Genomic DNA, 24,044 nt, shown 5'->3' with positions numbered 1-24,044 from the left:
TTAAGCCAAAATCTTTGCAACCACACCGGCGCCAACTGTACGGCCACCTTCGCGGATCGCAAAACGTAAACCTTCTTCCATCGCGATTGGGGCGATGAGTTTTACGGTAATTGAAACGTTATCACCAGGCATAACCATTTCTTTGTCTTTTGGCAACTCGATCGAACCTGTTACGTCCGTAGTACGGAAGTAAAACTGTGGGCGATAGTTGTTAAAGAATGGTGTATGACGGCCACCTTCATCTTTACCCAAGATATAAACCTCGGCTGTAAAGTGAGTATGTGGGGTGATTGAACCTGGCTTAGCCAATACTTGGCCGCGCTCAACTTCTTCACGTTTTGTACCGCGTAACAAGATACCAACGTTATCGCCTGCTTGACCTTGATCGAGCAATTTGCGGAACATTTCAACACCAGTACAAGTGGTTTTGAGGGTTGGCTTGATACCGATGATTTCAATCTCTTCGCCAACTTTAACAATACCGCGCTCGATACGACCAGTCACTACAGTACCGCGACCAGAGATAGAGAACACATCTTCTACAGGCATCAAGAAGGCGCCGTCAATAGCACGTTCTGGAGTTGGAATAAAAGTATCCAAAGCTTCAGCCAATTTCATAATGGCTTCTTTACCCATTGGGCCTTCGTCGCCTTCAAGAGCTAACTTAGCAGAACCACGGATGATTGGTGTGTCATCGCCAGGAAATTTGTATTTAGAAAGAAGTTCACGAACTTCCATTTCGACGAGTTCTAACAACTCTTCATCATCAACCATATCGCATTTGTTCAAGAACACGATGATGTAAGGAACGCCAACTTGGCGTGCCAAGAGGATATGTTCACGCGTTTGTGGCATTGGGCCGTCAGCAGCTGAACATACCAAAATAGCGCCGTCCATCTGGGCAGCACCAGTAATCATGTTCTTAACGTAGTCAGCATGTCCTGGGCAATCAACGTGTGCGTAGTGACGATTAGCTGTCTCATACTCAACGTGCGCAGTATTAATCGTAATACCACGTGCTTTTTCTTCAGGCGCAGCATCGATCTGATCGTATGCTTTTGCTTCGCCACCAAATTGCTTAGAAAGCACTGTAGCAATCGCTGCAGTTAAGGTGGTTTTACCGTGGTCAACGTGACCAATAGTGCCTACGTTTACGTGCGGTTTTGTCCGCTCAAACTTTTCTTTTGCCATNNNCTTTAGCTAGTCAATATTCAAAAATATGTGGATAAATTACTTCGCTTTAGCAGCCATCACTGCTTCAGCTACGTTTTTAGGTGCTTCTGTGTAATGCTTAAATTCCATGGTGTAGGTAGCGCGACCTTGGGTCAACGAGCGCAAGCCAGTTGAGTAACCAAACATCTCTGCTAATGGCACTTCAGCACGTACGATCTTGCCGCCGCCTGGAATGTCATCCATACCTTGCAAAATACCGCGACGTGATGAGAGGTCACCCATTACGTTACCCATGAAATCTTCTGGTGTTTCAACTTCAACGGCCATCATTGGCTCGAGCAATACTGGTGATGCTTTGCGCATACCGTCTTTGAATGCCATTGAACCCGCCATCTTAAATGCGTTTTCATTGGAGTCAACGTCATGGTATGAACCGAAGAACAATGTTGCCTTGATATCTACAACTGGATAGCCAGCCAAAATACCGGAGTTCAATGTTTCGCGAATTCCTTTTTCTACAGCAGGAATGTATTCACGAGGAACTACACCACCTTTAATAGCGTCAATGAATTCAAAACCTTTACCTGGTGCTTGTGGCTCAAGCTTCAATACCACGTGACCATACTGTCCACGACCACCAGATTGCTTAACAAACTTACCTTCAATTTCTTCGCAAACTTTACGAATGGTTTCGCGATACGCAACTTGTGGCTTACCAACAGTAGCTTCAACACCAAATTCGCGACGCATACGGTCAACCAAAATTTCCAAATGGAGCTCGCCCATTCCAGAAATAATAGTTTGGCCAGACTCTTCATCCGTTTTAACGCGGAATGATGGATCTTCTTGTGCCAAACGATTCAAAGCAAGACCCATTTTTTCTTGGTCTGGTTTTGTCTTTGGCTCAACTGCTTGGGAAATCACTGGCTCTGGGAATACCATGCGCTCCAAAATCACGATGCTATCTGGATCACATAATGTTTCGCCAGTAGTTGCATCTTTCAGACCAACTGCCGCTGCGATATCGCCTGCGTAAACTTCTTTGATTTCTTCACGTTGGTTTGCATGCATTTGCAACAAACGGCCAACACGTTCTTTCTTGCCCTTAATTGGGTTGTAGATTGTGTCGCCAGACTTCATCATTCCTGAGTAAACGCGGAAGAAAATAAGCTGGCCAACGAATGGGTCAGTCATGATCTTAAATGCCAATGCAGAGAATTTCTCATCATCAGCTGCTTTACGCGTCGTAGGAGTTCCGTCTTCCAGTTCACAAGGAACTGGTGGAACATCCAACGGGGAAGGCAGCAACTCTACTACTGCATCCAACATCGCCTGAACACCTTTGTTTTTGAAAGCTGTTCCGCACATCATTGGAATGATTTCATTAGCAATCGTGCGTTGACGCAATGCTGCTTTAATTTCTTCTTCGGTTAGCGCTTCGCCACCGAGGTACTTTTCCATCAACTCTTCTGAGCTTTCAGCGGCAGCTTCTAACATCTTCTCGCGCCACTCTTCAGCAGATGCTTGTAATTCTGCAGGAATTTCTTCGTAGTTAAATTTGGTACCTTGTGAAGCCTCATCCCAATAGATGGCCTTCATTTTTACCAAGTCAACAACGCCTTTGAAGTTTTCTTCAGCGCCAATAGGAATCTGGATCAAGATAGGGTTTGCTTTCAAACGCAACTTCATCTGGTCGTAGACCTTGAAGAAGTTAGCGCCTGTACGGTCCATCTTGTTCACGAATGCTAAACGTGGAACTTGATACTTGTTTGCTTGACGCCAAACAGTTTCAGATTGTGGCTGTACACCACCAACCGCACAGTAAACCATGCAAGCACCATCAAGAACGCGCATTGAACGCTCAACTTCAATAGTGAAGTCTACGTGTCCTGGGGTATCAATAATATTGATGCGGTGCTCAGCAAAATTACCAGCCATGCCCTTCCAAAAAGTGGTGGTAGCAGCAGAAGTAATCGTGATACCACGCTCTTGCTCTTGCTCCATCCAGTCCATGGTAGCTGCGCCATCATGCACTTCACCAATTTTGTGATTAACACCGGTGTAGAACAAAACACGTTCTGTAGTTGTTGTTTTGCCTGCGTCAATATGCGCAGAGATACCAATATTGCGATATCTGTCGATTGGGGTTTTACGTGCCACTGTTGGTGCCTTTTCTTTGCTATTCGATTAGAAGCGGAAATGGGAGAAAGCTTTATTAGCTTCAGCCATACGGTGAACTTCTTCACGCTTCTTCATTGCGCCGCCACGACCTTCAGCAGCTTCTAATAATTCGTTGGCCAAACGTTGGGCCATAGATTTTTCGCCACGCTTTTTAGCGGCTTCGCGCACCCAGCGCATTGCCAAAGCAGAACGGCGTGATGGGCGAACTTCAACAGGAACCTGGTAGTTAGCACCACCAACACGACGGCTCTTCACCTCAACCATTGGCTTAACGTTGCCCATAGCTGTTGAGAAAACTTCGAGTGGTTCTTTGTTTGCTTTTTTCTCGATGTGATCAAAGGCACCATAAACGATACGCTCTGCAACCGACTTCTTGCCGTCCAACATGAGGACGTTCATGAATTTTGCTACTTCTACATTGCCGAATTTTGGATCAGGCAGGATTTCCCGTTTGGGAACTTCGCGACGACGTGGCATAACTATTCCTTCAGTTCAGTTAGGGGTGGTCCACATGGATCACCCGCTCCGGTTGCCCTACTATCTAAGAAAAATTTCTTAGACGGAACAACCACTTACTTGTCTTTTAAGTCTGACAAACAATGACTTGCTACAAAAACTTCAAGCGGCTATTAAGCTGCTTTCTTGGCGCGCTTAGCACCGTACTTGGAACGAGATTGCTTACGGTCTTTAACACCTTGCAAGTCAAGTGAGCCACGAACGATGTGATAACGAACACCTGGCAAATCTTTTACACGACCACCACGGATCAACACTACTGAGTGTTCCTGGAGATTATGGCCTTCACCACCAATGTATGAAATCACTTCAAAACCATTGGTTAAGCGAACCTTAGCTACTTTACGCAGCGCAGAGTTAGGCTTTTTAGGGGTTGTTGTATATACACGTGTGCATACACCACGGCGCTGCGGGCTGTTTTGCAGCGCAGGGCTTTTGCTTTTAACGGTCAGCCGACTTCTTGGCTTGCGTAATAATTGATTAATTGTTGGCATAAAATAGCTCGGTTAGTACTTCTTTGTTGCTTTCTTCAAGAAAATCAATGACTTAGATAATTTCTAGGTCAAAAAGACCCTCTTCTGAATCAGTAGAACTCAGCATTCTAGCTTGGCCAGCCTTTTCCGTCAACCTAATGGGGAAAAAGCTGGCCATTTCTGGCCAAAAACACCAAATTAGCTTGGATCAGCCTCCCCAGCAGGAGCAATCACTTCAGCCTCTATTTCTAAAGGCATATCAACCATTGCTTCCTCTTCGGCGGCAATCATTTGAGCGCGATCACGTTCAAATTGCTCTCTGACCTTGCGTGCACGGCGATAAGCCAAGCCGGTACCAGCAGGGATCAGGCGACCAATAATGACGTTTTCCTTGAGGCCACGGAGTGTATCGGTCTTGCCCATAATGGCGGCTTCGGTCAATACACGGGTGGTTTCTTGGAAAGAAGCCGCTGAAATGAAGCTGTCTGTCGACAAGGACGCTTTAGTAATGCCCAGTAATACGTTCTCAAATTGAGCTGGGCGCTTACCTGCAGCAATCACTAAATCGTTCGCATCATACAGTTTTGAACGCTCAACTTGCTCACCAGTGATGTAGGCAGTATCGCCACCATCAGTAATTTGCACGCGACGCAACATTTGACGCACGATGACTTCAATGTGCTTGTCATTAATCTTCACGCCTTGCAAACGGTAAACGTCTTGAACTTCGTCAACGATGTAGATAGCTAATTCTTCAATACCTCTGAGTGTCAAGATATCGTGTGGATCGGCTGGGCCTTCCACGATCATCTCGCCCTTATTCACAACTTGACCGTCATGAACCAGAACTTGTTTCTCTTTAGGAATCAAGAATTCATTCGCTTCACCATCCATATCGGTAATCACCAAACGTTGTTTACCTTTGGTTTCTTTACCGAAGGAAACTGTTCCTGTGACTTTAGCCAATACAGCGGCATCTTTTGGTGAACGTGCTTCGAACAATTCAGCAACGCGCGGCAAACCACCGGTAATGTCGCGTGTCTTCTGTGATTCGATTGGAATACGCGCCAATACTTCACCAACCTCAACCTTCTGGCCATCTTTAACAGTAATCAAAGCGCCAACTTGCAGGCCAATGTTTACTGGATGATCAGTGCCAGCGATCAATACTTCTTCGCCTTTAGCATCGATTAAGTTAATGAATGGACGAACACCCTTGCTAGCAGCACTACGACGCTTGCCATCAATTACTACGAGGGTAGAGAGTCCGGTTACCTCATCAACCTGCTTAGCTACTGTGACGCCTTCTTCAACGTTGTCGAAGCGAGCGATACCAGCGTACTCAGAAATGATTGGACGGGTTAATGGATCCCATGTTGCCAAGCTTGCACCAGCCTTGACTGCAGCACCTTCTTTTAATGACAGGGTTGCACCGTAAGGCACTTTATGACGTTCGCGCTCACGGCCATTGTCATCAACGATCAAGGCTTCGCCAGAACGTGAAATCACGATCTGCTCGCCCTTCGCGTTCTTAACAACACGCATTGTGCCGGAGAACTTCAAAGCACCATTTGACTTGGCTTCAATATTGCTTGCAACCAAAGCACGTGACGCTGCACCACCAATGTGGAAAGTACGCATGGTCAACTGTGTTCCTGGCTCACCGATGGACTGAGCAGCAATAACACCAACCGCTTCACCAACGTTTACCAAACCACCGCGACCTAAATCACGTCCATAGCACTTAGCACACAAGCCAAAGCGAGTTAAGCAAGACAATACTGTGCGAACTTTAACTTCGTCGATACCCAATGCAACGATTTGATCTACATGATCTTCGTCAAGCAAGGTGTCATTAGGAACGATGACTTCCTGTGTATCTGGGTGAACGACATCACCGATACATACACGACCCAAAATACGATCGCGCAATGCTTCGATAATTTCGCCGCCTTCAACAAGCGCCTTCATCGTTACGCCAGAAGTGGCTCCGCAATCATCTTCGATCACGACGAGATCTTGAGTAACGTCGCACAAACGACGCGTCAAGTAACCCGAGTTAGCAGTCTTAAGCGCAGTATCAGCCAAACCTTTACGAGCACCATGAGTTGAGATGAAGTACTGCAAAACGTTCAAACCTTCACGGAAGTTCGCAGTAATTGGGGTTTCAATGATGGAGCCATCAGGCTTAGCCATCAAACCACGCATACCAGCCAACTGACGAATCTGCGCAGCAGATCCACGCGCACCAGAATCCGCCATCATGTAGATGGAGTTAAAGGATTCTTGACGCACAGTTTTACCGTTACGGTCGAGTACGTCAACGTGTGACAACTCATCCATCATGGCTTTACCAACTTGGTCACCAGCGGCGCCCCAAATATCAACCACGTTGTTATAACGTTCTTGATTGGTTACAAGGCCTGACATGAACTGCTTGTCATATTCCTTAACCTTATTAGAGGCTTCAGTGATGATGCGCTCTTTAGAGCTAGGAATCAGCATATCGTCGATCGCAACCGAGATACCGGCGTTAGTCGCCAAGCGGAAACCGGACTGCAAGAGGCGGTCAGCAAAAATAACAGTTTCACGAAGACCGCACTTACGGAATGAAGTGTTGATCAAACGTGAGATTTCTTTTTTCTTCAGAGGCTTGTTAATTTCCTCGAAAGTCATGCCTTTAGGCAAAATTTCTGACAGGATTGCACGGCCAACTGAAGTTTGATAAATCACAGTTCTTTCAGCAAAACGGGCATCGCCCTCTGCTTTCTTATCAATGATTTCATGCTCAGTGATACGCACAGCAACGCGGGAGGCCAATTCAACCTGGCCAGCTTCGTATGCGCGCACTACTTCAGTAATATTAGCGAAAACCATGCCTTCGCCTTTACCGTTGATCTTGTCACGAGTTGCATAGTACAAACCCAACACAACGTCCTGTGAAGGAACGATTGATGGCTCGCCGTTAGCTGGGAACAATACGTTGTTCGAAGCCAACATCAAGGTACGTGCTTCCATTTGCGCTTCGAGCGACAAAGGAACGTGAACCGCCATTTGGTCACCGTCAAAGTCGGCGTTAAATGCCGCGCAGACTAATGGGTGTAATTGGATCGCTTTGCCTTCAATCAGCATTGGCTCGAAAGCCTGAATACCAAGGCGGTGCAATGTAGGCGCACGGTTCAGCATGATTGGATGTTCACGAATCACTTCTTCGAGAATGTCCCAAACGATTGGAGTCTGACTTTCAACTTCTTTCTTCGCAGCCTTAATAGTGGTTGCGATTCCCAAAGTTTCGAGCTTGTTATAAATAAATGGCTTGAACAATTCCAAGGCCATCAATTTTGGCAAGCCGCACTGATGCAATTTCAATGTAGGACCAACCACGATGACTGAACGACCTGAGTAGTCAACACGTTTACCCAACAAGTTTTGACGGAAACGACCGCTCTTACCTTTAATCATCTCGGCCAAGGACTTGAGCGGACGCTTGTTAGCGCCAGTCATAGCCTTACCGCGACGACCGTTATCAAGCAACGAGTCAACCGCTTCTTGCAGCATGCGTTTTTCGTTACGAACAATGATCTCTGGTGCGCGCAACTCTAACAAACGCTTTAAGCGGTTGTTACGGTTAATAACGCGACGATAGAGGTCGTTCAAATCAGAGGTAGCAAAGCGACCGCCATCCAATGGCACCAATGGGCGCAATTCAGGTGGCAATACTGGCAATACTTCCATGATCATCCAGTCAGGCTTAATACCTGAAGTCTGGAACGCCTCGAGCACTTTTAAGCGCTTAGCGTATTTCTTAATCTTGGCATCACTACCAGTAGCTTTTAAGTCAGCACGAATAGTCTCAACTTCACGATCGATATCAATCGAACGCAAGAGATCACGAATACCTTCAGCGCCCATGATGGCCGTAAATGCACCGTCACCGTACTCTTCAGTCTTGGCGTAGTACTCATCCTCAGACATGATCTGACCGCGCTTCATGGCGCCTTCAGGGGTCATACCTGCATCAACCACTACATATGCTTCAAAGTAAAGAACACGTTCGATATCACGCAAAGTCATATCGAGAACCATACCCAAACGGGATGGCAAAGACTTTAAGAACCAAATGTGTGCGACAGGGGCTGCCAACTCAATGTGGCCCATGCGCTCACGACGTACTTTGGCGAGAGTAACTTCAACACCGCACTTCTCGCAGATGACGCCGCGGAACTTTAAGCGCTTGTACTTGCCGCATAAGCACTCGTAGTCTTTGGTTGGTCCAAAAATCTTGGCGCAGAACAGACCATCACGCTCGGGCTTAAAAGTCCGATAGTTGATGGTTTCTGGTTTGCGAACTTCACCAAAAGACCATGAGCGAATTTTCTCAGGAGATGCGAGACCAATTTTGATGACATCAAACTGCTCTTCGCCCTGCGTTTGCTTAAATAAATCGAGCAATGCTTTCATATCAGTTGCGCTCCATGTCAATGTCAATACCCAACGAGCGGATTTCTTTTACCAGCACGTTGAAGGATTCGGGCATGCCAGCATCAATCGTGTGCTCGCCCTTGACGATGTTTTCGTAAACCTTGGTACGGCCTGCGACGTCATCGGACTTCACTGTCAGCATTTCCTGCAAGACATATGAAGCACCGTATGCTTCGAGGGCCCAAACTTCCATCTCACCAAAGCGCTGACCACCAAACTGAGCTTTACCGCCCAGTGGCTGTTGCGTTACTAACGAGTAAGGTCCGGTTGAACGTGCATGCATCTTGTCGTCGACCAAATGGTGGAGTTTCAAGACGTGCATTACGCCAACAGTGACTGGACGCTCAAACTGATCGCCAGTCCGGCCATCACACAGAATCATTTGCTGACGTGATGGAGTCATCTTCAAAGAGGTAGCTACTTCTTCTGGATAAGCCAACTCGAGCATGCGGCTGATTTCTGCCTCAGTAGCACCGTCAAATACTGGCGTAGCAAATGGCAAGCCTTGACGTAAATTCTCAGCCAAAACAGTGATCTGCTCATCAGTGAAATTGTCGATGTCTTCAATCCGGCCGGTTTCGTTGTAAAGCTGCTTCAGAAACTTACGGAGTTCAGCTTGTTTAGCCTGTTGACGAACCATCTCATCAATACGCTTACCAATACCTTGAGCCGCCCAACCTAAGTGGGTTTCCAAGATCTGACCAACGTTCATACGGGAAGGAACGCCCAATGGGTTCAAGACGATATCTACTGGACGTCCATCTGCCATAAATGGCATATCTTCGGCAGGAGCAATTTTAGAAACCACACCTTTATTACCGTGACGACCAGCCATCTTGTCACCAGGCTGTAAGCGACGCTTAACAGCTAAGTACACCTTAACCATCTTCGTTACGCCAGGCTGCAAATCATCGCCTTGGGTAAGCTTGGTGCGCTTCTCTTCGAAGGCCTCATCAAACTGCTTACGCTTGGCTTCGATTGAAGACTTGATTGCCTCAACTTGAGAGGCAACATCATCATCCGCCGGACGAATATCAAACCAATGGTATTTCTCTAAATCAGCAAGGTAATCCTTGTCGATCTTGGCGCCTTTAGCCAATTTCTTAGGACCGCCGTTGACAACTTTGCCAATCAACATCTTTTCCAAACGCATGAAGGCATCACCCTCAACAATCCGCAACTGGTCATTTAAGTCCAAGCGATAGCGTTGTAATTCCTCTTGAATAATGGCCTGTGCACGTGCATCGCGCTCAATACCTTCACGGGTGAAGACTTGAACATCGATTACGGTACCAATCATTCCTGAAGGAACGCGCAAAGAAGTATCTTTAACATCAGATGCTTTTTCACCGAAGATCGCACGGAGGAGCTTCTCTTCTGGAGTGAGCGTTGTCTCACCCTTTGGAGTGACCTTACCAACCAATACGTCACCAGCCTCAACTTCAGCACCGATGTAAACAATACCGCTCTCATCCAAACGGGAGAGTTGTGACTCTGCCAAATTGGAAATATCACGAGTAATTTCTTCTGAGCCGAGCTTGGTATCACGAGCAACAACCGACAACTCTTCAATATGAATAGAGGTGTAACGATCGTCAGCAACAATTTTCTCAGAGATCAAGATTGAATCTTCGAAGTTGTAACCGTTCCATGGCATAAATGCCACGGTCATGTTTTGACCCAAAGCTAATTCACCTAAATCGGTAGAAGCGCCGTCACCAACTACGTCACCACGCGCAACGCGATCGCCAACCTGAACGATTGGACGTTGATTGATGTTGGTGTTTTGGTTTGAACGGGTGTACTTGATGAGGTTATAAATATCCACACCAACTTCACCAGCCGCTGTTTCGTCATCGTTTACACGAATCACAACACGGTTGGCATCGACATAATCCACAATACCGCCGCGAGATGCCAAAACAACCGTACCGGAGTCAACCGCAACAATGCGCTCTAAACCTGTACCAACTAATGGCTTATCTGGACGCAAGCAAGGAACCGCTTGACGCTGCATGTTCGCACCCATCAAGGCACGGTTCGCATCATCATGTTCCAAGAATGGCACGAGTGAAGCAGCAGCAGAAACGATTTGGCTTGGGGCAACGTCAATGAAATCAACGCGCTCTGGGCTAACCATCAAGGTTTCACCAGCTTGACGCGCTGAAACCAATTCATCTGCCAACTTGCCGTTCTTATCGATCGTCGCATTAGCCTGAGCAATGATGTATTTAGCCTCTTCGATAGCGGAGAGATACATCACTTCATCGCTTACTTTACTATTAGCAACTTTGCGATATGGTGTTTCCAAGAAACCATGCTCATTCAAACGCGCAAAGAGTGCGAGTGAGTTGATCAGACCAATGTTTGGTCCTTCTGGAGTTTCAATTGGGCAAACACGACCGTAGTGGGTTGGATGTACGTCACGCACTTCAAAGCCTGCGCGTTCACGTGTCAAACCACCAGGTCCCAATGCAGAAATACGACGCTTGTGCGTGATCTCTGACAATGGGTTTGTTTGGTCCATAAACTGGGACAACTGTGAAGATCCGAAGAACTCGCGGATTGCTGATGAGATTGGCTTGCTGTTAATCAAGTCATGCGGCATCAGATTTTCTGTTTCGGCTTGACCGAGACGTTCCTTAACTGCACGCTCAACGCGTGACAAGCCAGCGCGGAATTGATTCTCTGCTAACTCACCAACGCAACGTACACGACGATTACCTAAGTGATCGATGTCATCTACTTCGCCTTTGCCGTTACGCAAATCAACGAGCAACTTAATGGTGTCAAGAATATCTTCGTTCGACAAGACCATCAGGCCTTCCATCTCAGCACGACCGAGACGGCTATTGACCTTCATACGACCAACACGAGATAAATCGTAGCTATCTTCGTTGTAGAACAAGCGTTGGAATAAAGCTTCAACGGCATCTTCTGTTGGTGGCTCACCAGGACGCATCATGCGATAAATGGCAATACGAGCAGCCATTTGATCCGCAGTTTCATCAGTACGCAATGTCTGTGAAATGTATGCACCAGAATCTAAATCATTGGTGTAAATGGTTTCCAATTGCTTGATGCCAGCATCACGCAATGTAGCCAACAACTCTTCAGTGATTTCATCATTAGCGTAAGCCAAGATTTCACCAGAGTCCGGATCAATGATGTTGCGTGCAACTACACGGCCAACCAAGTAGTCATCTGGAACAACGATGTTCTTGGTTTTAGCAGCTTCAAGTTCACGAATATGTTTTGCATTGATGCGCTTGTCTTTTTGAATGACAACAACGCCATTTTTATCAAGCACATCAAAGTTGGCCAACTGACCACGCAAACGCTCTGGAACAAATTCCATTGAGGCGCCATTTGCGCTCAAAGTGAAATGATCAAAGTTAAAGAAGTTTGCAAGAATCTGTTCGTTGTTTAAGCCAATTGCTTTGAGCAAAATGGTGACAGGCATCTTACGACGGCGGTCAACGCGGAAATAAAGGATATCTTTTGGATCAAACTCGAAATCAAGCCATGAACCACGGTAAGGAATGATGCGTGCTGAAAACAGCAACTTACCTGAGCTATGTGTCTTGCCCTTATCGTGCTCAAAGAACACGCCTGGTGAACGGTGTAACTGAGAAACGATGACGCGCTCAGTACCGTTGATAACAAAAGAACCGTTTTCTGTCATGAGTGGAATTTCACCCATGTAGACTTCGCTCTCTTTTACTTCTTTAACCTTGGTTGGTGCTTCGCGATCATAAATAATCAAGCGAACTTTTGCACGTAAGGCTGAATGGTATGTGTAACCACGTTGCTGACATTCTTTAACGTCAAATGGTGGTTGTGATAACTGGTAAGACACGTATTCCATACGTGCATAGCCATTGTTAGACACAATTGGGAACGCTGATGTAAAGGCAGCTTGAAGTCCCTCAGTAAGACGAGACATGGCTGGCTTTTCAGCCTGTAAAAATTTAGCGTAGGATTCCAGCTGCGTTGCGATCAGGTACGGAACCTGGTGGTTATTAACTCGCTTAGCAAAGCTTTTACGGACTCGCTTGCGTTCGGTGAAGCTATAGTTCATTTCATCTCCGAATTCAGCGACTGTACAAAGATTTGGCGATTGGCCACTACCAATCACTGGCGGACAACACTAAATCGTATAGATCCAGTGTCCGACCAAACTTGCATTCTGCAGTCGTATCAGAAGGCAAACCCGATTTCAATCAGAAATGAAATCGGGTTTGACCTCTAAAGATCAAACCCAACATGACTAACGCCTCTTTTTGAGAAGCGCTAGTTAAGTTTTTATTACTTGATTTCTGACTTAGCGCCTGCTTCGTCAAGCTTCTTCTTGGCTTCTTCAGCTGTCTTCTTATCAACAGCTTCTTTGATTGGCTTCGGTGCGCCATCAACCAAGTCTTTTGCTTCTTTGAGGCCAAGGCCAGTAATTTCGCGAACAGCCTTAATTACTGAAACTTTGTTAGCGCCAGCTTCGAGCAAGTTCACAGTAAATTCTGTTTGCTCTTCAGCAGCAGCACCGCCACCGCCAGCACCAGCAGGACCAGCAACAGCCATAGCTGCAGCTGAAACGCCAAACTTCTCTTCGAATGCTTTAACGAGATCGTTAAGATCCATTACAGACATGCTACCTACTGCATCAATGATTTCTTCTTTAGTAATCGCCATTTTTAGCTCCTAATACTTAAATAGTTAATGTGTCGCTTATTCAGCGGCAGGGGTTTCGTTTGCTTCTGTTCCAGCTTCTGGACTTACAGCTGCAGGCTCTGCACTTGCTTCTGGAGCGGCTGTTTCGGCAACTACCTCAGCAACAACTTCTGCTGGGGCTGCTGCAACTTCAGCAACTTCAACTACAGGTGCTGCAACTGGAGCTGGTGCTCCTGCTGCTTTTTGCGCTGCTACTGCGCCCAATACGCGAGCCATTGCAGATACTGGGGCCAACATGACACCCAACAACTGAGATAACAACTCGTCGCGGCTTGGAATTGACGCAAGGGATTTAACACCCGCCACGTCTAACAACTTGCCGTTATATAAGCCAGCAGTAATGACTAGCTTGTCTTGAGTCTTAGCAAAGTTCTGCAATACTTTTGCCGAAGCAATCGGATCGGCAGAAATGCCATAGATCAAGGGGCCAACCATCGAATCAGCAAGCGGCTCAAACTGTGTGCCTTGTGCAGCACGGCGTGCCAATGTGTTCTTCAAAACGCGAAGATATACACCTTGGTCACGTGCGCTAGCACGCAGCTTTGTCAACTGCTCAACTGGAATACCACGGTATTCAGCAAGCACGACTGTTTGAGCTCCCGCTAATTGAGCGCCGACATCAGCAACAATCGCTTTTTTGTCTTCTACATTCAAAGGCACGGTTTAACTCCATAAAAACCAACTGTTTCCAGTTGGGGTTACACACCAGCGTCTGATTGTTCAATCACAAGAAAGTCTTGCGAAATCTTTTCAGGGTCGCCATCTGCGCTGGCTATTACTTTCGTAACGATTAAGAATTAACTCTGTATAAGCAACTAATTCACCAACGGTCTTTGATGTTCGACTCACGCTCAAAGAGCAAGAGTCGACCCAAAGTTCCTTTTTGCTACAAGCGTATTACTGAGCTGCCTGTAACGATGCTTGGTCTACACGTACGCCTGCACCCATGGTGCTGCTTACGGCAACCTTCTTTAAATAAATACCTTTTGATGCAGGCGGCTTCGCTTTATTCAAAGCCTCGAGCAATGCAAGCAAGTTAGATTTCAATGCAGTTGGCTCGAATGAACGACGGCCAATGCTTGCGTGCACGATACCGGCTTTGTCCACACGGAACTGAACTTGACCAGCTTTTGCATTTTTAACTGCAGTCGCTACATCAGGAGTTACCGTTCCAACTTTTGGATTTGGCATTAAACCACGTGGGCCTAATACTTGACCTAAAGTACCAACAATTTTCATTGTGTCTGGGGATGCAATCAAAATATCGAAGTCGATTTTGCCGCCTTTAATTTGTTCAGCAAGTTCTTCCATGCCAACAATTTCTGCACCAGCAGCTTTAGCTTGTTCAGCCTTCTCGCCTTGAGCAAAAACAGCAACACGAACGTGCTTACCTGTACCAGCTGGGAGCACAACTGCGCCACGCACAACTTGGTCAGATTTCTTAGCGTCAATACCCAATTGAACAGCAACGTCGATAGACTCATCGAACTTAGCAGTTGCACACTCTTTAACAAGGTTCAATGCATCTTCTAGCGAATAGAATTTGTTGCGATCAACTTTAGATTGAATTGCTTTTACGCGTTTAGATAACTTAGTCATGATTAGAGACCTTCCACTGTGATGCCCATGGAGCGGGCGCTACCAGCGATAGTTCTAACAGCTGCATCCATATCGGCTGCTGTCAAATCTGGCATTTTTGCTTTAGCGATTTCTTCCGCTTGAGCACGAGTAATTTTTCCTACCTTGTCGGTATGGGGACGTGGTGATCCTTTTTCGATCTTGGCAGCCTTCTTAATCATGATGGTTGCTGGAGGAGTCTTCATGATGAATGTGAAGCTCTTATCAGCGAACGCTGTAATCACGACTGGTATTGGAAGGCCTGGCTCCATGCTCTGAGTTTGAGCATTGAACGCCTTACAGAATTCCATAATATTGAGACCGCGCTGACCCAAAGCTGGGCCTACGGGTGGTGATGGATTTGCTTTACCTGCAGGGATCTGCAGCTTAATAAAGCCAATAATCTTCTTTGCCATTTGTTGCTCCTAAAAGCGCGCCTAACCTCATTAGGAAAGACCGCTGTTGAGTAAACGCTTCGCTAGTTTTTGGCTTTCTAGCTCCGCTCCTCGGTTATTACTAACCACTTACAACTACTGCAAAACACGGCTAAAGCCCTGTTTTTACATCTTTTCTACTTGGCCGAACTCCAGTTCAACTGGGGTACCGCGGCCAAAAATTGTAACAGAAACGCGCAGTCTTGACTTCTCATAATTGACTTCTTCAATATTTCCGTTGAAATCAATAAATGGGCCTTCTTTAACGCGCACAATCTCACCAACCTCAAATAAGGTCTTAGGCTTAGGTTTATCAACCCCAGCTTGCATTTGATCCATGATTTTGGCTACTTCAGCCGTAGAAATAGGGCTTGGACGGTTTCTGACGCCACCAACGAATCCAGTCACTTTTGGTGTGTTTTTCACCAAATGCCAGCTCTCGTCGGTCATTTCCATCTCAATCAGGACGTAGCCTGGAAAGAAACGACGCTCAGAAACAGCCTTTTGACCAGATTTGATCTCAACAACCTCTTCGGATGGAACCAAAATACGGCCAAATTTTTCAGGCATACCAGAACGACCGATGCGCTCTTCTAAGCCTCTTTTCACGCTTTTTTCCATACCGGAGTAAGCATGAATAACGTACCAGCGCATATTGTTAGCCGCTTGTGGGTTTGTAGCCAATTCAGAATCAATCATTTTTCTTACTCACTTCCAGCCAAGAAAGACTGAAAAAACTAGCCATTCAATTAATTTGTCTGCCATCCACAGAAATAGGGACATGATCAGAACAAAACCAAATACGACCATTGTCATTTGGGTGGTCTCTTTACGAGTTGGCCAAACAACTTTCTTTACTTCGTACCAGGAATCTTTTGCGTAGGCGATAAAGCGACGCCCATCTGGTGAAACGGCCACAATGAAAACTGCTGCAGCAATACCGCCAAACAAAACCGCCACGCGCACCAATAAAGATTGGTCAATGAGCGTGTAGTAAAGCACTAACGCTGCAACGACAATTAAAGCAGCGAGTCCGGAGACCCAGCTGCTCTTTTCTTCAGAGTGACCTGCTGTATGTTGTGACATATTACTTTCAGTTCAAATCGTGGCAGGGGCGGAGGGCATCGAACCCCCAACCTTTGGTTTTGGAGACCAACGCTCTGCCAATTGAGCTACACCCCTTTATTAAAATTAAGCCAAAATCTTTGCAACCACACCGGCGCCAACTGTACGGCCACCTTCGCGGATCGCAAAACGTAAACCTTCTTCCATCGCGATTGGGGCGATGAGTTTTACGGTAATGGTTACGTTATCACCAGGCATAACCATTTCTTTGTCTTTTGGCAACTCGATCGAACCTGTTACGTCCGTAGTACGGAAGTAAAACTGTGGGCGATAGTTGTTAAAGAATGGTGTATGACGGCCACCTTCATCTTTACCCAAGATATAAACCTCGGCTGTAAAGTGAGTATGTGGGGTGATTGAACCTGGCTTAGCCAATACTTGGCCGCGCTCAACTTCTTCACGTTTTGTACCGCGTAACAAGATACCAACGTTATCGCCTGCTTGACCTTGATCGAGCAATTTGCGGAACATTTCAACACCAGTACAAGTGGTTTTGAGGGTTGGCTTGATACCGATGATTTCAATCTCTTCGCCAACTTTAACAATACCGCGCTCGATACGACCAGTCACTACAGTACCGCGACCAGAGATAGAGAACACATCTTCTACAGGCATCAAGAAGGCACCGTCAATAGCACGTTCTGGAGTTGGGATAAATGTATCTAATGCTTCAGCCAATTTCATGATGGCTTCTTTACCCATTGGGCCTTCGTCGCCTTCAAGGGCTAACTTAGCAGAACCTTGGATGATTGGTGTGTCGTCACCTGGGAAGTCGTATTTAGATAGAAGCTCACGAACTTCCATTTCAACGAGTTCTAACAATTCATGATCATCAACCATATCGCATTTGTTCAAGAACACGATGATGTAAGGAACGCCAACTTGGCGTGCCAAGAGGATAACTTCACGCGTTTGTGGCATTGGGCCGTCAGCAGCTGAACATACCAAAATAGCGCCGTCCATCTGGGCAGCGCCAGTAATCATGTTCTTCACGTAGTCAGCATGTCCTGGGCAATCCACGTGAGCGTAGTGACGGTTTGCAGTCTCGTACTCAACGTGCGCTGTATTAATCGTAATACCGCGTGCTTTTTCTTCAGGAGCAGCATCGATCTGATCGTATGCTTTTGCTTCGCCACCGAATGCCTTAGAAAGCACGGTTGCAATTGCTGCTGTCAATGTGGTTTTACCGTGGTCAACGTGACCGATGGTGCCTACGTTTACGTGCGGTTTTGTCCGCTCGAACTTTTCTTTTGCCATTTTTTGTCTGCCTTTAGTTAACTCTTAAACCAACTCGGTTACACAAATGTAATCAACATGTACTACACAATTATTAAAACTTAATGCCTGGTGCCCATGGGCAGGATCGAACTGCCGACCTCTCCCTTACCAAGGGAGTGCTCTACCACTGAGCCACATGGGCCAAAATTCTTTACTGCAAATTCTGGAGCGGGATAAGAGAATCGAACTCTTGACCGAAGATTGGAAATCTGCTGTTTTACCATTAAACTAATCCCGCACTTTTGGTGGAGGGGGTAGGATTCGAACCTACGTAGGCATAGCCAACAGATTTACAGTCTGCCTCCTTTAGCCGCTCGGACACCCCTCCGTCAACCCAATATTCTGACTCCCAATGGAGTTTCTGTCAATCTCTTAACGCTTTGCACAAGTAAAAACGCCCAGACCTAAAAGGGTCTGGGCGTCGCATTGGTGCCCGGCAGTTACCTACTTTCACACGGGTAATCCGCACTATCATCGGCGTAAAGTCGTTTCACTGTCCTGTTCGGGATGGGAAGGAGTGGTTCCAACTTGCTATGGTCACCGGGCGTAGAGGGTTGAGTTGTTGATTTATCAACAACTCTATTTGAGTAAGCATGTAATAAGGATGCAGATTAAATCTGGCAAACATCCAACACAATAGTGCTGGTTATAGGATCAAGCCTAACGGGCAATTAGTATCGGTTAGCTCAACGCATTACTGCGCTTACACACCCGACCTATCAACGTTGTGGTCTTCAACGACCCTTTATGTAGGTTAAACCTACGGGAGATCTCATCTTCAGGCAAGTTTCCCGCTTAGATGCTTTCAGCGGTTATCTCTTCCGTACATAGCTACCCTGCGATGCTTCTGGCGAAACAACAGGTACACCAGCGGTACGTCCACTCCGGTCCTCTCGTACTAGGAGCAGCCCCCGTCAAATCTCCAACGCCCATGGCAGATAGGGACCAAACTGTCTCACGACGTTTTAAACCCAGCTCACGTACCTCTTTAAATGGCGAACAGCCATACCCTTGGGACCGGCTACAGCCCCAGGATGAGATGAGCCGACATCGAGGTGCCAAACACCGCCGTCGATATGAACTCTTGGGCGGTATCAGCCTGTTATCCCCAGAGTACCTTTTATCCGTTGAGCGATGGCCCTTCCATACAGAACCACCGGATCACTATGACCTGCTTTCGCACCTGCTCGACTTGTCGGTCTCGCAGTTAAGCACGCTTTTGCCATTGCACTTTAGGTACGATGTCCGACCGTACCAAGCGTACCTTCGTACTCCTCCGTTACACTTTGGGAGGAGACCGCCCCAGTCAAACTGCCTACCATGCACTGTTCCCGACCCAGATAATGGGCCAAGGTTAGAATCTCAAACAAACCAGGGTGGTATTTCAAGGTTGGCTCCAGCGAGACTAGCATCCCGCTTTCAACGCCTCCCACCTATCCTACACAGACCGGTTCAAAATTCAATGCAAAGCTACAGTAAAGGTTCATGGGGTCTTTCCGTCTAGCCACGGGTAGATTGCATCATCACAAACATTTCAACTTCGCTGAGTCTCAGGAGGAGACAGTGTGGCCATCGTTACTCCATTCGTGCAGGTCGGAACTTACCCGACAAGGAATTTCGCTACCTTAGGACCGTTATAGTTACGGCCGCCGTTTACTGGGACTTCAATCAAGAGCTTGCACCCCATCATTTAATCTTCCAGCACCGGGCAGGAGTCACACCCTATACGTCCACTTTCGTGTTTGCAGAGTGCTGTGTTTTTATTAAACAGTCGCAGCCACCTTTTTATTGCAACCCTTTCGTCCTCCCCTTGTACAGGGTCAAACTACCAGGGCGTACCTTATCCCGAAGTTACGGTACAAATTTGCCGAGTTCCTTCTCCTGAGTTCTCTCAAGCGCCTTAGAATACTCATCTCGCCCACCTGTGTCGGTTTGCGGTACGGTCTTGTTAGACTGAAGCTTAGAGGCTTTTCTTGGAACCACTTCCAATTGCTTCGTGAATAAATTCACTCGTCTCACGCCCTTGAATTACGCTACCGGATTTACCTAATAGCCATCTCCAACGCAAGAACCGGGACTTCCAACACCCGGACAACTTTCCGCGATCCGTCCCCCCATCGCATCTAACAATGGTCAAGGAATATTAACCTTGTTCCCATCAGCTACGCATCTCTGCCTCGCCTTAGGGGCCGACTCACCCTGTTCCGATGAACGTTGAACAGGAAACCTTGGGCTTACGGCGAGGGGGCTTTTCACCCCCTTTATCGCTACTCATGTCAGCATTCGCACTTCTGATACCTCCAGCATCCTTTACAAGACACCTTCACAGGCTTACAGAACGCTCTCCTACCATCACATTGCTGTGATCCGCAGCTTCGGTTATATGCTTAGCCCCGTTACATCTTCCGCGCAGGACGACTCGATCAGTGAGCTATTACGCTTTCTTTAAAGGATGGCTGCTTCTAAGCCAACCTCCTGACTGTTTTAGCCTTCCCACTTCGTTTCCCACTTAGCATATATTAGGGACCTTAGCTGGCGGTCTGGGTTGTTTCCCTCTTGACACCGGACGTTAGCACCCGATGTCTGTCTCCCGTGCTTGCACTTGTAGGTATTCGGAGTTTGCTATGGCGCAGTAATCCGCAATGGACCCCACTACCATGACAGTGCTCTACCCCCTACAGTGATACACGAGGCACTACCTAAATAGTTTTCGGAGAGAACCAGCTATTTCCAGTTTTGTTTAGCCTTTCACCCCTATCCACAGCTCATCCCCTAACTTTTCAACGTTAGTGGGTTCGGTCCTCCAGTACGTGTTACCGCACCTTCAACCTGGCCATGGATAGATCAACTGGTTTCGGGTCTACACCCAGCAACTAGCGCCCTATTCGGACTCGCTTTCGCTACGCCTTCCCTATTCGGTTAAGCTTGCTACTGAATGTAAGTCGCTGACCCATTATACAAAAGGTACGCAGTCACCCCTTACGAGGCTCCTACTGTTTGTATGCACACAATTTCAGGATCTATTTCACTCCCCTCCCGGGGTTCTTTTCGCCTTTCCCTCACGGTACTTGTTCACTATCGGTCGATTACGAGTATTTAGCCTTGGAGGATGGTCCCCCCATATTCAGACAGGATTTCACGTGTCCCGCCCTACTTGTCTCTAGCCTAGTACCACTCAATAATTTTCACATACGGGACTATCACCCTTTATTGTTGGACTTTCCATTCCATTCTGTTAATTACTGAGATATCACTAGAAGGCTCTTCCCATTTCGCTCGCCACTACTTTGGGAATCTCGGTTGATGTCTTTTCCTCTCGCTACTTAGATGTTTCAGTTCACGAGGTTCGCTTCTCATACCCTATGTATTCAGGTATGGATACCACAAAAGTGGTGGGTTTCCCCATTCAGAAATCCCCGGATCAAAGCTTATTTACCAGCTCCCCGGGGCTTATCGCAGGTTATAACGTCTTTCGTCGCCTGTAATCGCCAAGGCATCCATCATGTGCACTTATTCACTTGATCCTATAACGAGCACCATTGCTAGTAACCGTTACAGGTTTTACTTCTACTTCTGACATGTTTGCCGTAATCCAAACTGTAAGTACTTTTTAAGAACTTTATAAAACTCGTTTGTATTACTGATTGATGATTCAATCTTTACCCTTATTACATTGTCAAATGTCCTCTCAAAGAAACATTTGACACTTTGCTTACTCAAATTTTTAAAGAACAGCCATAAATGGCAAAACTAAACGATTAAATGTTCGCTTAGTTTTGACATTTAGATAGTTGGTGGAGGATGACGGGATCGAACCGACGACCCCCTGCTTGCAAAGCAGGTGCTCTCCCAGCTGAGCTAATCCCCCAACGTTCCACATAGTCCATATCACTTCTGATTTGGTGGGTCTGGTAGGACTTGAACCTACGACCCCTGCGTTATCAACACAGTGCTCTAACCAGCTGAGCTACAGACCCGTGGCTTTTATTGTGAACCGATAAGTGTGGGCACTAAAGCTCCAGCATCTTTCTCTAGAAAGGAGGTGATCCAGCCGCACCTTCCGATACGGCTACCTTGTTACGACTTTACCCCAGTCATGAACCCTGCCGTGGCAGTCGCCCTCCTTGCGGTTAGGCTAACTGCTTCTGGCAAAACCCACTCCCATGGTATGACGGGCGGTGTGTACAAGACCCGGGAACGTATTCACCGCGACATTCTGATCCGCGATTACTAGCGATTCCAGCTTCACGTAGTCGAGTTGCAGACTACGATCCGGACTACGATGCATTTTCTGAGATTAGCTCCCCCTCGCGGGTTGGCAACCCTCTGTATGCACCATTGTATGACGTGTGAAGCCCTACCCATAAGGGCCATGAGGACTTGACGTCATCCCCACCTTCCTCCGGTTTGTCACCGGCAGTCTCTTTAGAGTGCTCTTGCGTAGCAACTAAAGACAAGGGTTGCGCTCGTTGCGGGACTTAACCCAACATCTCACGACACGAGCTGACGACAGCCATGCAGCACCTGTGTTGACTTTCTCTTACGAGCACCTAATGTATCTCTACTTCGTTAGTCACATGTCAAGGGTAGGTAAGGTTTTTCGCGTTGCATCGAATTAATCCACATCATCCACCGCTTGTGCGGGTCCCCGTCAATTCCTTTGAGTTTTAATCTTGCGACCGTACTCCCCAGGCGGCTGACTTCACGCGTTAGCTACGTTACTCAGGATGTAAATCCCGAACAACTAGTCAGCATCGTTTAGGGCGTGGACTACCAGGGTATCTAATCCTGTTTGCTCCCCACGCTTTCGTGCATGAGCGTCAGTGTTATCCCAGGGGGCTGCCTTCGCCATTGGTATTCCTCCACATATCTACGCATTTCACTGCTACACGTGGAATTCTACCCCCCTCTGACACACTCTAGCTATACAGTCACAGGCGCCATTCCCAGGTTAAGCCCGGGGATTTCACGCCTGTCTTGTATAACCGCCTGCGCACGCTTTACGCCCAGTAATTCCGATTAACGCTTGCACCCTACGTATTACCGCGGCTGCTGGCACGTAGTTAGCCGGTGCTTATTCTTCAGGTACCGTCATTCCCGGACTGTGTTAGAGCCGGTGTTTCTTCCCTGACAAAAGAGCTTTACAACCCGAAGGCCTTCTTCACTCACGCGGCATTGCTGGATCAGGGTTGCCCCCATTGTCCAAAATTCCCCACTGCTGCCTCCCGTAGGAGTCTGGGCCGTGTCTCAGTCCCAGTGTGGCTGATCGTCCTCTCAGACCAGCTATTGATCGTCGCCTTGGTGGGCTTTTACCCCACCAACAAGCTAATCAAGCATCGGCCGCTCTAATCGCGCGAGGTCTTTCGATCCCCCGCTTTCCCCCTCAGGGCGTATGCGGTATTAGCACAGCTTTCGCTGCGTTATCCCCCACGATAAGGTACGTTCCGATGTATTACTCACCCGTTCGCCACTCGCCACCAGGTACAAGTACCCGTGCTGCCGTTCGACTTGCATGTGTAAGGCATGCCGCCAGCGTTCAATCTGAGCCAGGATCAAACTCTTCAGTTTAATCACTGTGATCCTTGCGGATCGTCGCACTCATTAAAGAAATTGACTTGGTAATAAAACCAAATCTTTTTACTGTCTATGAGTACTATTTATTTACATCTGTCCCGAAGGACTTGATGCTTTCACTTAGTACCCACAATTATCGGTTCACTAATTTTTAAAGAGGGCTGGCTTGTTTCGTATTTCTTAATAACATCCAGCAGAGAGATGAGACTATATCCCACATTTACAGGGTCGTCAACACCTTTCGTACTCTTTTACGCTAAATAGACGATGTTTTTTCTGATTTTAAAAATAAGCTCAATCAAATCAATTAGATAGAAATCAAAAAAATATTCAACTTTTTTTGAAAATTTAAGGGTTTTGGAGCATTTGGTCTATTTTCATCTTCAAAAACACTCTTTTTTTGCATTCTGAGCTGGTATTTTTTGAAAAACTAGGGATTACCCTGTGTTTTTCTGTATTCCCTGCT

General features: G+C 47.0%; 12 protein-coding genes, 6 tRNA genes, 3 rRNA genes and 1 pseudogene. All 22 read right to left on the bottom strand.

The features are described 5' to 3' along the window. Positions 1-1,191, bottom strand: coding sequence for an elongation factor Tu (tuf, locus tag ICN49_RS00185; RefSeq protein WP_216164222.1), 1,191 nt, complete (start codon positions 1,189-1,191; stop codon positions 1-3). Positions 1,192-1,230: 39 nt separating this feature from the next. After that, entirely contained in the window at positions 1,231-3,333 is a 2,103-nt protein-coding gene (fusA, locus tag ICN49_RS00180) for an elongation factor G (RefSeq protein WP_216164219.1), read from the bottom strand. Positions 3,334-3,360: 27 nt separating this feature from the next. Next, positions 3,361-3,831, bottom strand: a complete 471-nt coding sequence (gene rpsG, locus ICN49_RS00175) for a 30S ribosomal protein S7 (RefSeq protein WP_015420229.1) — start codon at positions 3,829-3,831, stop codon at positions 3,361-3,363. A 152-nt stretch (positions 3,832-3,983) separates the two neighbouring features. Next, positions 3,984-4,364: a 30S ribosomal protein S12 gene (gene rpsL, locus ICN49_RS00170; protein ID WP_062307031.1), complete on the bottom strand. Its 381-nt coding sequence runs from the start codon at positions 4,362-4,364 to the stop codon at positions 3,984-3,986. A 177-nt stretch (positions 4,365-4,541) separates the two neighbouring features. Continuing rightward, positions 4,542-8,804 (bottom strand): DNA-directed RNA polymerase subunit beta', encoded by a 4,263-nt coding sequence (gene rpoC, locus ICN49_RS00165; RefSeq protein WP_216164216.1) that lies wholly within the window; start codon positions 8,802-8,804, stop codon positions 4,542-4,544. Position 8,805: 1 nt separating this feature from the next. Further along, positions 8,806-12,906 carry a DNA-directed RNA polymerase subunit beta gene (rpoB, locus tag ICN49_RS00160; protein WP_216164212.1) on the bottom strand — a complete coding sequence of 1,367 codons (4,101 nt, stop codon included), beginning with the start codon at positions 12,904-12,906 and terminating at the stop codon, positions 8,806-8,808. Positions 12,907-13,133: 227 nt separating this feature from the next. Beyond that, entirely contained in the window at positions 13,134-13,511 is a 378-nt protein-coding gene (gene rplL, locus ICN49_RS00155) for a 50S ribosomal protein L7/L12 (protein WP_216164209.1), read from the bottom strand. A gap of 186 nt (positions 13,512-13,697) precedes the next feature. Then, positions 13,698-14,210, bottom strand: a pseudogene (gene rplJ / locus ICN49_RS00150) (50S ribosomal protein L10); the annotation flags it as partial. Between the two features lie 237 nt (positions 14,211-14,447). Next, positions 14,448-15,149 (bottom strand): 50S ribosomal protein L1, encoded by a 702-nt coding sequence (gene rplA / locus ICN49_RS00145; RefSeq protein WP_216164202.1) that lies wholly within the window; start codon positions 15,147-15,149, stop codon positions 14,448-14,450. A 2-nt stretch (positions 15,150-15,151) separates the two neighbouring features. Continuing rightward, positions 15,152-15,583, bottom strand: a complete 432-nt coding sequence (rplK, locus tag ICN49_RS00140) for a 50S ribosomal protein L11 (RefSeq protein ID WP_011901890.1) — start codon at positions 15,581-15,583, stop codon at positions 15,152-15,154. Positions 15,584-15,727: 144 nt separating this feature from the next. Beyond that, positions 15,728-16,300, bottom strand: coding sequence for a transcription termination/antitermination protein NusG (gene nusG, locus ICN49_RS00135; protein ID WP_216164199.1), 573 nt, complete (start codon positions 16,298-16,300; stop codon positions 15,728-15,730). 9 nt (positions 16,301-16,309) lie between these two features. Further along, positions 16,310-16,687, bottom strand: coding sequence for a preprotein translocase subunit SecE (gene secE, locus ICN49_RS00130; RefSeq protein WP_216164195.1), 378 nt, complete (start codon positions 16,685-16,687; stop codon positions 16,310-16,312). A gap of 20 nt (positions 16,688-16,707) precedes the next feature. Next, positions 16,708-16,783 (bottom strand) — tRNA-Trp (locus ICN49_RS00125). A gap of 9 nt (positions 16,784-16,792) precedes the next feature. Then, on the bottom strand, positions 16,793-17,983 hold the full coding sequence (tuf, locus tag ICN49_RS00120; RefSeq protein ID WP_216164192.1) for an elongation factor Tu: 1,191 nt from the start codon (positions 17,981-17,983) through the stop codon (positions 16,793-16,795). Positions 17,984-18,071: 88 nt separating this feature from the next. Beyond that, positions 18,072-18,146: transfer RNA gene (locus ICN49_RS00115), tRNA-Thr, on the bottom strand. 22 nt (positions 18,147-18,168) lie between these two features. Then, a tRNA-Gly gene (locus ICN49_RS00110) sits at positions 18,169-18,242 on the bottom strand. A gap of 5 nt (positions 18,243-18,247) precedes the next feature. Next, positions 18,248-18,332 (bottom strand) — tRNA-Tyr (locus tag ICN49_RS00105). Between the two features lie 103 nt (positions 18,333-18,435). Next, positions 18,436-18,549: ribosomal RNA gene (gene rrf, locus ICN49_RS00100) — 5S ribosomal RNA — on the bottom strand. A 105-nt stretch (positions 18,550-18,654) separates the two neighbouring features. After that, a 23S ribosomal RNA gene (locus tag ICN49_RS00095) occupies positions 18,655-21,528 on the bottom strand. Between the two features lie 268 nt (positions 21,529-21,796). Then, positions 21,797-21,872 (bottom strand) — tRNA-Ala (locus tag ICN49_RS00090). Positions 21,873-21,904: 32 nt separating this feature from the next. Further along, positions 21,905-21,981, bottom strand: a tRNA-Ile gene (locus tag ICN49_RS00085). Between the two features lie 58 nt (positions 21,982-22,039). Then, positions 22,040-23,572 (bottom strand): 16S ribosomal RNA (locus ICN49_RS00080). The 16S, 23S and 5S rRNA genes sit together here with 5 tRNA genes alongside, the layout of an rRNA operon. Between the last annotated feature and the right edge of the window lie 472 nt (positions 23,573-24,044).

The organism is Polynucleobacter finlandensis (genome assembly GCF_018881755.1).
Lineage (GTDB): Bacteria > Pseudomonadota > Gammaproteobacteria > Burkholderiales > Burkholderiaceae > Polynucleobacter > Polynucleobacter finlandensis.
Note: the sequence above shows the minus strand (reverse complement) of the source record. Positions and strands in the feature narration are given on the sequence as shown.